This is a genomic window from Mycolicibacterium arseniciresistens (assembly GCF_030519285.1).
GTDB classification, from domain to species: domain Bacteria; phylum Actinomycetota; class Actinomycetes; order Mycobacteriales; family Mycobacteriaceae; genus Mycobacterium; species Mycobacterium arseniciresistens.
Map to the genome: position 1 here is coordinate 1 of NZ_JAUMSQ010000199.1, position 11978 is coordinate 11978.

The window sequence follows — 11978 nt, forward strand, 5'->3', positions numbered from 1 at the left end:
GGTGCGTTCGACCGTGCGCGGCAGCTCGTCGAGATCGTCGGGCCAGCCGCGCAGCCCACTGCGTTCGAGGTCGCCGGCGACCGCCTCGGCGACGGCACGGCGCGTCGACCCGGCCAGCTTCTCCTGCAGCGCGTCGAGGTTCTTGCCGCGGGCCACCTCGGCGCCGTCGGCGTCCTCGACGGCGAACGTCACCCTCAGGTGCGCGGGCAGCTTGTCCAGGTCGAACGCGTCGACGGGGACCAGCACCCCGGTGCGGCGGTGCAATTCCCGCTGCAGCGCGTCGAGCAGCGGCTCCGTCCCGGGATCCAGCGTGGACAGCACGGCGCGTGCGGTGTCGGGTGCGGGGACGAAGTTGCGCCGCAGCGGTTTCGGCAGTGAGCGGATCAGTTCGGTGACCAGTTCCTCGCGGAAGGCCGGCACCTGCCAGGCGAACTGGTCACCGCCGAGGCGGGCCAGCACGTCGACGGGGACGTGCACGGTCACCCCGTCGTCGGGCGCGGTCGGCTCGAAGCGGTACGTGAGCGGCAGCGACAGGTCGTCGGCCTCCCAGCGGTCCGGCTGATCAGCCGAGACGTCACTGCGCAGCAGGTCGGCGCGCGTCATGGTGAGGAGGTCGGGGGTCTTGTGCCGCTGCTTCTTCCACCACCCGTCGAAGTGCCGCGCCGACACCACGTCCGCGGGCACCCGGGCGTCGTAGAACGCGAAGATGTCGTCGTCGGTCACCAACAGGTCGCGCCTGCGGGTGCGCTCCTCGAGTTCGGCCAGTTCCTCACGCAGCCGGGCGTTGTCGCGGTAGAAGTGGTGCCGGGTCTGCCACTCGCCGTCGACCAGCGCGTGCCGGATGAACAGCTCGCGCGCCAGTTCCGGATCGTGCCGGGTGTAGTCGACGCGGCGGCGGGCGACCAGCGTCAACCCGTAGAGGGTGACCCGCTCGTAGGCCATCACCGCGCCGCGCTGGGCGTCCCAGTGCGGCTCACTGTGGTTGCGCCGCACCCGGTCCCCGGCGATCCGCTCCACCGTCTCCGGCTGGACCCGCGCCGCGATGCGCCCGTACAGCCTGCTGGTCTCCACCAGGTCGGCCACCACGATCCAGCGCGGCGGCTTGCGGGTCAGCACCGAACCCGGGGCCAGGACGAAGCGGGTGTTGCGGGCGCCGAGATACTCCCGCGACTCCTCCTGGCGCATGCCGACATGGGACAGCAGCCCCGCGAGCAGCGCGGCGTGTACCCGGTCCGGTTCGGCCGGCTCCTTGTCGTCCGACTCGACGATGCCCAGGTCGCGGGCGATGCTGCGCAGCTGGCCGTTTAGGTCCTGCCACTCCCGGATCCGCAGGTAGTGCAGGAACTCGTCGCGGCACATCCTCCGGAAAGAGCTGCCGGACCGCTCCTTTCGCTGCTCGCGCAGGTAGCGCCACAGGTTCAGGTAGCTCATGAAGTCGGACTGCTCGTCGGCGAACCTGGCGTGCTTCTGCCGGGCGGCCTCCTCCCGGTCGGCGGGGCGTTCGCGCGGATCCGGGATGGACAGCGCGGCGGCCAGCACCAGCACCTCGCGCACGCAACCCTCGGTGTCGGCCTGCAGGATCATCCGGCCGATGCGGGGGTCCAGCGGCAGCCGGGCCAGCCGGCGGCCGACGTCGGTCAGCGCGCCGCCCTCGTCGAAGGCGCCCAGCTCCTGCAGCAGTTGCACGCCGTCGCGGATGCTGCGCGCATCGGGCGGATCCAGGAATGGAAACCGTTCGACGTCACCGAGTCCCAGGGCAGACATCTGCAGCAGCACCGCGGCGAGGTTGGTCCGCAGGATCTCGGGGTCGGTGTAGCGGGGCCGCGACGCGAAGTCGTCCTCGGAGTACAGCCGGATGCACACGCCGGGCGCGACGCGGCCCGAGCGGCCGGCCCGTTGCGCGGCCGACGCCTGCGAGATCGCCTCGATCGGCAGCCGCTGCACCTTGGTGCGACGGCTGTAGCGGGAGATGCGCGCCGTGCCGGGGTCGACGACGTAACGCACCCCCGGCACCGTCAGCGATGTCTCGGCGACATTGGTGGCCAACACGATCCGGCGGCGAGATCGGCTCGGCGTGAACACCTTCTGCTGTTCTGCGGTCGGCAGCCGGGCGTAGAGCGGCAGCACCTCGGTGTGCGGATCGAGTGCGGCCCGCAAGGCCTCGGCGGTGTCGCGGATCTCCCGTTCGCCGGACAGGAACACCAGCACGTCGCCCGGCGGTTCGGCCGCGAGCTCGCGCACCGCGTCGACGATCGCCTCTGTCGGGTCACGCAGCTCGGTGCGCACCACCTCGTGGTCGGGATCGTCGGGGTCGTCCCCGTCCGCCGCCGGGACGACGACTTCCAGTGGCCGGTAGCGAATCTCGACGGGGTAGGTGCGCCCGGACACCTCAACGATCGGCGCGGGTATGCCCGCCGCGTCGGCGAAGTGGGCGGCGAACCGCTGCGGCTCGATGGTCGCCGAGGTGACGATCACCTTGAGGTCGGGGCGGCGCGGCAGAAGTTCGCGCAGATAGCCGAGCAGGAAGTCGATGTTGAGGCTGCGCTCGTGGGCCTCGTCGAGGATCAGCGTGTCGTAGCCGAGCAGCCTGCGGTCACGCTGGATCTCGGCGAGCAGGATGCCGTCGGTCATCAGCTTGACCAGGGTGCGGTCGCTGACCTGGTCGGTGAACCGGACGGTGTAGCCGACGGCGTCGCCGAGCGGGGTGCGGAGTTCGTCGGCGATCCGCTGCGCGACGGTGCGCGCGGCCAGCCGGCGTGGCTGGGTGTGGCCGATGGTGCCGCGCACGCCGCGGCCGAGTTCCAGGCAGATCTTCGGCAGCTGGGTGGTCTTGCCCGATCCGGTCTCCCCGGCGATCACCACCACCTGGTTCTCGCCGATGGCGGTGGCGATCTCACCGCGCAGGTCGCTGACCGGCAGGTCGGGGTAGGTGATCGCAGGCACTGCCGCGGCGCGGCCGGCGATGATCGCCTCACCGGCGGTGACCTGCGCGGCCAGCTGCGCCAGACGGTCGGCGTCGACCGGGCCGCGCAGGTTCTTCAGCCTGCGGCCGATGCGCGCCGCGTCCCGGATGGTGAGCCCGTCGAGGCGGGCGCGCAACGCACGCACGTCGTCGCGGGGCTGATCGGACACTCCGACAAGGGTAGGCGGTGGAACGGGGCGGGCCGATCCGGTGTTGTGCCGGGCATGACCACACGCGACCAGCTCAGCGCCTACCTGCGGTCCCGGCGGGCCCGGCTCACGCCCGCCGACGTCGGCCTGCCGACGAGCGGGCGTCGTCGCACACCGGGACTGCGCCGCGAGGAGGTCGCCGTCCTCGCCGGTGTCGGGGTGTCCTGGTACACGTGGCTCGAACAGGGCCGCGACATCACCGTGTCGGCCGACGTGCTCGACGCGGTCGCCCGGACGCTGCGCCTCGACCCGCACGAACGGACGCACCTGTACGTGCTGGCCGGGGCGAACCCGCCGCTCCCCGACCGCAGCGGCGAGGCCGTCACCCCGGAGGTGCGCAGGCTGCTCGACACCTGGCCCGCGCCTGCCGTGGTCCGTGATCGGCACTGGCGGCTGCTGGCGTTCAACGGCTGGGCCGAAACGGTTTTCGGTTACCGCGACGCCGATGAGAACTGCCTGATGACGTTCTTCACCAGCATCCGCTACCGCGACATGCGGATGGACTGGGAGTCGGCAGCGCCTGCCGTGGTTGCCGCCTTCCGTGCCGATGCGGCGCTGTTCCCCGAGGACCGCGAGTTCGGCCGCCTCGTGCAGCGGCTGCGGTCGGTCAGCGCCGAATTCGCCGAACTGTGGGGACGCCACGACGTCACCGCCCCGGCGCAGACCGTGAAGGCGGTGCGGCATCCCGCGGTGGGCGAGCTCTCCTTCGACACCACCACGCTGCTGGTCGCCGACCACCCGGACTGGCATCTCGAGCTGTCGAACCCACTGCCCGGCACCGACACCCGCGACCGCCTGGACCGGCTACCCAGCCTGGTGGTGTGAACACCAGGACAACCACGCACTGCCGCGGCGGCCGGATGCCCGCGACGCTGGAGCCATGACTGATTCCCGCTTCGACGACAAGATCGCGCTGATCACCGGCGGCACCAGCGGCATGGGCCTGGCCACCGCCCGCCTGCTGCTCTCCGAGGGCGCCACCGTCGTCATCACCGGCCGCGACGCCACCCGCCTCGAGACGGCGGCCGACGGGCTCGGCGCCGGCGCCAGGGTGCTGCCCCTGGTGGCCGACGTCACCGATCCGGCGGCGCTCGACGCCGTGCGCGCGGCGGTCGGCGAGCGGTTCGGCCGGCTCGACGTGGTGTTCGCCAACGCCGGGACGGCGACGTTCGCCGCCACGGACACCGTCACCGCCGCGGAGTTCGACCGCATCGCCGACACCAACTTCAAGGGCGTGTTCTTCACCGTCGCGCGGACCCTGCCGCTGCTGGCCGACGGCGCGGCGATCGTGATCAACGCCTCGTGGAGCCTGCACCGCGGAATGGCCGGGGCCGCGGTGTATTCGGCCACCAAGGCCGCCGTGCACAACCTCGCCCACACCCTGGCCGCGGAACTGGCGCCGCGCCGGATCCGGGTCAACTCGGTGAGCCCGGGCTACATCGAGACGCCGATGTTCCACGACAACGTGTCGCCCGACGCCCAGCCCGCGGTGCTCGCGGCGATCGCCGCGGGACGGTTCGGCACACCGCAGGACGTGGCCTCGGCGGTGGCCTTTCTGGCCTCGGCGGAGGCGTCCTACATCAACGGCGCTGACCTGGTGGTCGACGGCGGACTCGTCGCCGCGATCCCCGGCGCGATGCGGTAGCGGTCAGCGCCCGGTGCCCCGGCCCGCGGGCGTGCCCCAGTCCTCCCAGAACAACAGGTTCGCCCGCAGCTTCGGGTGGGCGACCTTGTCCAGCACCTTGACCCCGGCCCCGGCGATCGCCGGCTTGCCGACCACGCGGTGGAAGAACCTGCCGCGCCGGTACTCCCGGCCCCACGCCGCCCGGATCCGCTGGGTGTAGTTGGTGAAGTCGTCCGGCCCGCCGTTGGTCAGCGCGGCGATCGCGCACTCCCCGGCGGCCATCCCCGACTGCAGGGCCTTGGAGATGCCTGCACCCGAGACCGGCCGGGCCGCGCCGAGTGCGTCGCCGGCGAACAGGATTCCGGGCCGCCACGGCGGCCACGCGGAGAACCCCATCGGCAGCCGCCAGGCCTGCAGCGCCTTCGACCGTTTGAGCTCCTCGACCGGCGGCAGCCGCCACTCGGCGGGCAGCGTCGCCATGAAGGAGCCGAGGAGGTCGGTCGCGTTGATCTCGTGCCAGCGCCGGTAGCTGGTGGCGTAGCCCAGGCCGATGTTGGCCCGGCCCCCGCCGAGCGGGAACACCCACCCGTAGCCGGGCAGCTGATCGCCGTCGAACGTCAGCTTCAGATGGATGTCGAGGGTGTCGCCGTCCGGGCCCTCGAGCGGCATCTCGGCGCGGATCGCGATCGCGGAGTAGTTGGTGTACGGCGACGTCAGGTTCAAGGCCCGCCGGGTCGGCGAGTACGCGCCGTCGGCGGCGATCACCGCGTCGGCCGCGATCTGTTCGCCGCCCTTGAGCACCACGCCGGTGACCCTGCCGTCCTCGACGACGGGCGCGGCCACCTCGGCGCCCTGACGCACCTCGGCGCCCGCCGAGGCCGCCTTCTCGAGCAGCAGGCCGTCGATCTCGGTGCGGCGGGCGACGTACCCGTGGTCGGGCATCCCCGGCCTGCGCGGGAAGCCCAGCTCCCACGCACTCGGGCTGAAGATCCTCGCGCCGTTGACGCGGCGGAACTTGTCGACGGCGTCGGCCAGACCCATCTTCTGGATGTAGCTGACGGCGCGTGGCGTCAGCCCGTCCCCGCACGGTTTGTCCCGCGGGAACTCGGCCTTGTCGAGGACCACCACCCGGGCGCCCGTCTGGGCCGCCTGCCATGCGGCGGAAGATCCCGCCGGTCCACCCCCGGCTATCACGAGGTCGTATCGCTGCGTCACTGGCTCGTCATCCGTCGTCGTTTCCCCTGGCCACCTTCACGTTAGGAGGGTGGCGCCGACATCCCACGGTAACCGTCGCGCGGTCACAGTTGCGTAATGCCCGGGTTCGCCCGCAGTGAATCCAGCCGGACCGACTCTTGACTGATTCCAGAAAAGCGACAAGACTCGTCACCGTGCCCGCCGCCTCCGAATTCCCGGACATGCTGCGCGCCGCCGCGCTGCGTGTGACGCGGCCCCGGCTGGCCGTGCTGGGCGCGGTGCACGCACTCCCCCATGCCGACACCGACTCGATCATCCGCGCCGTCCGCCACGATCTGCCCGAGGTGTCGCACCAGGCGGTCTACGACTCGCTGAGCGCGCTGACCGCCGTCGGCCTGGTGCGGCGCATCCAGCCCGCCGGGTCGGTGGCGCGCTACGAGTCGCGCGTCGGCGACAACCACCATCACGTGGTGTGCCGCGGCTGCGGCGCCATCGCCGACGTCGACTGCGCGGTCGGCGAAGCGCCCTGCCTCACAGCTTCGGATGACCAGGGCTTCGTCATCGACGAGGCCGAGGTCATCTACTGGGGATTCTGTCCCGACTGTTCCACCGCTCGAGCACACTCCCGATCACACCCGTGATCAGCCCCATCACCCACATGATGTTTACGGAATACGAAGGGAAACACAGTGTCATCCGATACTTCTGACGCCAAGCCGCCATACCCCGAGGCGCCGACCCAGAGCAAGGGCAGCGAGAGCGAGAACCCGGCGATCAAGTCGCCCGAGGTGAAGGGCGGCGCTCCGCGGAAGAACCAGGACTGGTGGCCCGAGCAGATCGACGTCTCGGTGCTGCACGCCCACTCCAACAAGGGCAACCCGCTGGGCGACGACTTCGACTACTCCAAGGAGTTCGCGCAGCTCGACGTCGAGGCCCTCAAGGCCGACGTCATCTCGGTGATCAACACCTCGCAGGACTGGTGGCCGGCCGACTACGGCAGCTACGCCGGCCTCTTCATCCGGATGAGTTGGCACGCCGCGGGCACCTACCGCACCTATGACGGACGCGGTGGCGGCGGCCAGGGCATGCAGCGCTTCGCGCCGCTGAACAGCTGGCCCGACAACGCCAACCTCGACAAGGCCCGCCGCCTGCTGTGGCCGGTCAAGAAGAAGTACGGCAACAAGATCTCCTGGGCCGACCTGCTGGTGTTCGCCGGCAACGCCGCCCTCGAGTCGGCAGGCTTCGAGACGTTCGGCTTCGGATTCGGCCGCCCCGACTTCTGGGAGCCCGAAGAGGTCATCTTCGGCGAGGAGGAGGAGTGGCTCGGCACCGACAAGCGCTACGCCGGCGCCGACGCCACCGCACGCCAGCTCGAGGAGCGCTACGGCGCCACCACGATGGGCCTGATCTACGTCAATCCCGAAGGCCCGGAGGGCAAGCCGGATCCGCTGGCCGCCGCTATCGACATCCGCGAGACGTTCGGCCGGATGGCGATGAACGACGAGGAGACCGCCGCGCTGATCGTCGGTGGCCACACGCTGGGCAAGACGCACGGCGCGAGCGCCGACGACGTGGGCCCGGAGCCCGAGGGCGCGCCGATCGAGCAGCAGGGCCTGGGCTGGAAGTGCCCCTTCGGCAGCGGCAACGCCGGCGACACCATCACCAGTGGTCTCGAGGTGGTGTGGACGGACAAGCCGACGCAGTGGAGCAACCGCTACCTGGAGATCCTCTACGGCAACGAGTGGGAGCTGACCAAGAGCCCCGGCGGCGCCTGGCAGTTCGAGGCCAAGGACGCCGAGGCGATCATCCCCGATCCGTTCGGCGGCCCGCCGCGCAAGCCCACGATGCTGGTCACCGACGTCTCGATGCGCGTCGACCCCATCTACGGCGAGATCACCCGGCGGTGGCTCGACCATCCCGAGGAGCTGAACGAGGCGTTCGCCAAGGCCTGGTACAAGCTGCTGCACCGCGACCTCGGCCCGATCAGCCGCTACCTCGGCCCGTGGGTGGCCGAGCCGCAGCTGTGGCAGGACCCGGTGCCGGCCGTCGAGGGTGAGTTGATCGACGACGCGGACATCGCCAAGCTCAAGAGCGCGGTGCTGGACTCCGGCCTGTCGGTGCCGCAGCTGGTGAAGACGGCGTGGTCGTCGGCGGCCAGCTTCCGCAGCACCGACAAGCGGGGCGGCGCCAACGGCGCCCGGCTGCGGCTCGAGCCGCAGCGCAGCTGGGAGGTCAACGAGCCGTCCGAGCTGGACAAGGTGCTGCCGGTGCTGGAGCGGATCCAGCAGGAGTTCAACAGCGCGGGCGGCAGGCAGGTCTCGCTGGCCGACCTGATCGTGCTGGCGGGTTCCGCGGCGGTCGAGAAGGCCGCGAAGGACGCCGGATACGAGATCGACGTCCACTTCGCGCCGGGCCGCACCGACGCGTCGCAGGAGCAGACCGACGTCGACTCGTTCAAGGTGCTCGAACCGCGCGGCGACGGGTTCCGAAACTACGTCCGGCCGGGTGAGAAGGCGCAGCTGGAGGAGCTGCTGCTCGAGCGCGCCTACTTCCTGGATGTCACCGCACCGGAGCTGACCGTGCTCATCGGCGGCCTGCGGGCGCTGAACGCCAACCACGGCGGCACCAAGCACGGCGTGTTCACCGACAAGCCGGGCGTGCTGACCAACGACTTCTTCGTGAACCTGCTCGACATGGGCACGGAGTGGAAGTCGTCGGCGATCGGCGAGAACGTCTACGAGGGCGTCGACCGGGCTTCCGGCGAGACCAAGTGGACGGCGACCGTCAACGACCTGGTGTTCGGTTCGCACTCGGTGCTGCGGGCGATCGCCGAGGTGTACGCCCAGGACGACAACAAGGGCAAGTTCGTCGAGGACTTCGTCGCGGCGTGGGTCAAGGTCATGAACAACGACCGGTTCGAACTGGCCTGACGCGCAACATCGTCACCGGCAACATGCGGCACCCCGCGGGCTCACCGAGCTCGCGGGGTGTCGTGCATTCGCGCCCCTTCCTGCTGCTGTCGATCCGCGGTGAGGACGCCGCCGCCGACGACGAGTACCTGGCGATGATGCGCTTCGCCGGTGTGGATCGCGAGGGGATGCACCGCATCCGGTTGACGCACGAGTCGTTGGGGGAGATCGACCTCGCGGACTGGTCGGGCATCATCCTCGGCGGCGGGCCGTACAACGTCAGCGACGACCCCGCGACGAAGTCGTCAACGCAGCGCCGCGTGGAAGGCGAGCTGCTTCCGTTGATCGAGCGCATCGTCGACGCGGACTTCCCGTTCCTCGGCTGCTGTTACGGCGTGGGCACTCTCGGCACGGTCGTCGGTGCGACCATCGACCGAACCCACCCCGAGCCCGTCGGCGGGATGTCGGTCTCGGTGTCGGCCGCCGGCCGTGACGACGCGTTGTTCTGCGACGCGCCAGATAATTTCGACGCCTATGGCGGCCACAAGGAGGCAGCCTCGGAGCTGCCGCCCGATGTCGTCTGCCTCGCGTCGTCGCCCGACAGCCCGGTGCAGGCGTTCCGGGTGAAGACCAACGTGTACGCCACGCAGTTCCACCCCGAACTCGACATTGACGGCGTCCGGACGCGTATCGACGTCTACAAGGACTACGGGTATTTCGCGCCGGAGTCGGCGCAGGAACTCAAAGTCGCTGCGCTGCAGTGGAACGTGACGTATCCCCCGGAGATCCTCCGGAGATTCGCCGAGCGGTACGCGCGGGACTGAACCTGTCGTCGCCGGACTGAGTGACTAGGCGATCATCATGGAGTCGGCGCCGCCGACGTACACGATGCCGGACGGATTCGCGGCGTCGGCGGCGGTGACGATCGCCCCGGCGAAGTTCGTGTCGACCTCACTGCCGGAAACAACGGTGAAATGCACACCGGCGCGGCGGAATTCCGACCGCATCGCGTAGAGCGCCGTCTCGCCCGCCCACTTGCTCGCGGCGATCGCCGTTTGTCCCTTCGGAACAGCCCGATGGGGAAAGAAGTGGGCTGCGTGGCTGGTGACGAAGATGATGCGGCCGCCCGCAGGCATCAGCGGCACCGCCCTGAGCGCAAGACGACGCTGGGCATCGCGGTTGACGCGCTTCGCGTAGCCGAGGTCGACACCGAGTTCGAGCCGGGCTGACGCGTTGAGGATCAGGGTGTCGAGCCGCCCGAACCGGGCCGCGACGGTGTCGATCATCGCCGCGCACTCGATCTCATCGGAGATATCGGCTCGCAGCGTCGAGGCGTGGCCGCCTGCACTGCGGATGGCCTCGGCGATCGATTCCGCCCGCTCGGCCTTCTCGCGGTAATTCACCACGACATGGGTGTCGGGACCGGCGAGCCGTTGCGCGACTGCCGCGCCAACGCCCCTCGAGCCGCCGGTGACCAGGACGATCCGTGCGGGTGCCTGATGCATGTCGGGTTCCTTCCGTCGCAGTGCTGCGTGCGCCTGGGATCCCACCGTACACGAATTTCTAAGGAAAATAAGAGCAATCTAAGGTCACAATAAGGCAATGGTCGGGTCTAGCTGAGGTGTCATGCCCGCGGTGGCGTTCGCGACAGCCGACGGGGCTGACGTGTCGGACCCCTCTGCGATGATGGGGTCATGTCCTCGAGCGCAACGGCTTTCGCTCCTTCGGTGAGGCCGAAGGATCGGCTCGATGTGTTGTTCGATGAGATTGCGGAGTTGTGCGGTCAGCGCAATGCGATCGACGGGCGGCTGGTGGAGATCGTCGCCGAGATCGACCGCGACGGATTGTGGGGCATGACGGGCGCGCGGTCGGTGGCGGCGATGGTGGCGTGGAAGACCGGCTCGTCGCCGAGGAACGCTGAAGTCGTCACCGCCGTCGCGCAGCGGTGGGAGGAATTGCCGCGCTGCACCCAACTCTTGCGCGAGGGTCGGGTGTCACTCGATCAGGTCGGGGTGATCGCCGAGAAGGCCGGGCCGGGCTCTGATGCGCACTACGCCCAGTTGGTCACCGCCGCGACGGTGAACCAGTTGCGCACCGCGATCAAGCTCGAACCCCCACCGCAACCGCAACCCGACCCCGAACCGGAACCTGCACCGTCGTACAGCAAGACCTGCGACGACAAGGGCACTACGTATCGGATCTTCCTGCCGCGAGTGGAGGCGGCCAAACTCGACGCCGCCGTGCAGTCCCATCTCGACGGGATGGTCGCCGACTGGAAACACGACCACACCGAGGGCGGAGTCGATGCCGATGGCGACAGCGAGCGCGGAACCGACGGCGTGACCGACGCCGATGCGCATGCCGATGCCGACCGTGCATCCGATCAGGTGCCGCCGATGCCCACCACGGTCGATGCGTTCATGAGCCTCGTCGATGCCGGCTGGGACACCGAGGTGGCCCGCCGCCCGCACGGACACCGCACCACCGTGATCGCCCACGTGGACGTAAAGGAACAGGTGGCGTCATTGCACCTCGGTCCGCTGCTGACCGATGCCGACCGCCAATTCCTGCTGTGCGACGCCACCTTCGAGGTGTGGCTGGAACGCCACGGCCAGGTGATCGGGTCCGGACGCGACACCCGCCAGATCAGCCGCCGGCTGCGCCGTGCGCTCGAGCACCGTGACCGCTGCTGCGTGGTCCCCGGATGCGGGGCCACCCGCGGTCTGCACGCCCACCACATCCGGCACTGGGAGGACGGCGGCTTCACCGAACTGGACAACCTCGTCCTGGTCTGCCCGTACCACCACCGGATGCATCACCGCGGCGGCATCACCATCACCGGACCCGCGCAGCACCTCGTCGTCGTCCACAGCGACGGACAGTCATTGAGTTCAGCATCGCTGGCTCGACCCCCGACGAAACCGCCACCCGACGTACCACCCTGTCCCGGGCCCACCGGCGAACGCGCCGACTGGTGGTGGTACTCACCGTTCGAACCGCAACCACCACCGGCAGCCGCCTGAGTCGGGCGCCGGCGCGCCTTGGTGGATTACACTGCGCCCGGGGAGGAAGCAGCCTCC

At 70.0% G+C, this 11978-nt stretch carries 9 protein-coding genes; 6 read left to right on the forward strand and 3 right to left on the reverse strand.

Annotated elements, in window-relative coordinates:
* Positions 1–3132: ATP-dependent RNA helicase HrpA (gene hrpA / locus Q2100_RS21555; protein ID WP_302915702.1), on the reverse strand; the 3132-nt coding region annotated here is incomplete at its 3' end.
* 54 nt (positions 3133–3186) lie between these two features.
* Here hrpA and Q2100_RS21560 point away from each other — a divergent pair.
* Complete coding sequence (locus Q2100_RS21560; RefSeq protein ID WP_302915703.1) at positions 3187–3996, forward strand: helix-turn-helix transcriptional regulator; 810 nt, start codon at positions 3187–3189, stop codon at positions 3994–3996.
* A gap of 55 nt (positions 3997–4051) precedes the next feature.
* Positions 4052–4816: a glucose 1-dehydrogenase gene (locus Q2100_RS21565; protein ID WP_302915704.1), complete on the forward strand. Its 765-nt coding sequence runs from the start codon at positions 4052–4054 to the stop codon at positions 4814–4816.
* A 3-nt stretch (positions 4817–4819) separates the two neighbouring features.
* On the opposite strand, the gene Q2100_RS21570 is transcribed toward Q2100_RS21565, so the two are convergent.
* Entirely contained in the window at positions 4820–6010 is a 1191-nt protein-coding gene (locus Q2100_RS21570) for a geranylgeranyl reductase family protein (RefSeq protein ID WP_302915705.1), read from the reverse strand.
* Positions 6011–6210: 200 nt separating this feature from the next.
* Between Q2100_RS21570 and Q2100_RS21575 the strand changes: the two genes are divergently transcribed.
* Genes Q2100_RS21575 through Q2100_RS21585 form a run of 3 tightly spaced genes read left to right on the forward strand, consistent with a single transcriptional unit; the run spans position 6211 to position 9722 of the window.
* Positions 6211–6630 (forward strand): Fur family transcriptional regulator, encoded by a 420-nt coding sequence (locus Q2100_RS21575; RefSeq protein WP_276008130.1) that lies wholly within the window; start codon positions 6211–6213, stop codon positions 6628–6630.
* 48 nt (positions 6631–6678) lie between these two features.
* Positions 6679–8919, forward strand: a complete 2241-nt coding sequence (gene katG, locus Q2100_RS21580) for a catalase/peroxidase HPI (protein WP_302915706.1) — start codon at positions 6679–6681, stop codon at positions 8917–8919.
* A 23-nt stretch (positions 8920–8942) separates the two neighbouring features.
* Positions 8943–9722, forward strand: a complete 780-nt coding sequence (locus tag Q2100_RS21585; protein WP_302915707.1) for a glutamine amidotransferase — start codon at positions 8943–8945, stop codon at positions 9720–9722.
* A 24-nt stretch (positions 9723–9746) separates the two neighbouring features.
* On the opposite strand, the gene Q2100_RS21590 is transcribed toward Q2100_RS21585, so the two are convergent.
* Positions 9747–10403, reverse strand: a complete 657-nt coding sequence (locus tag Q2100_RS21590) for an SDR family oxidoreductase (protein ID WP_302915708.1) — start codon at positions 10401–10403, stop codon at positions 9747–9749.
* 189 nt (positions 10404–10592) lie between these two features.
* On the opposite strand from Q2100_RS21590, the gene Q2100_RS21595 reads away from it, so the two are divergent.
* Entirely contained in the window at positions 10593–11921 is a 1329-nt protein-coding gene (locus Q2100_RS21595; protein WP_302915709.1) for an HNH endonuclease signature motif containing protein, read from the forward strand.
* Positions 11922–11978: the final 57 nt, after the last annotated feature.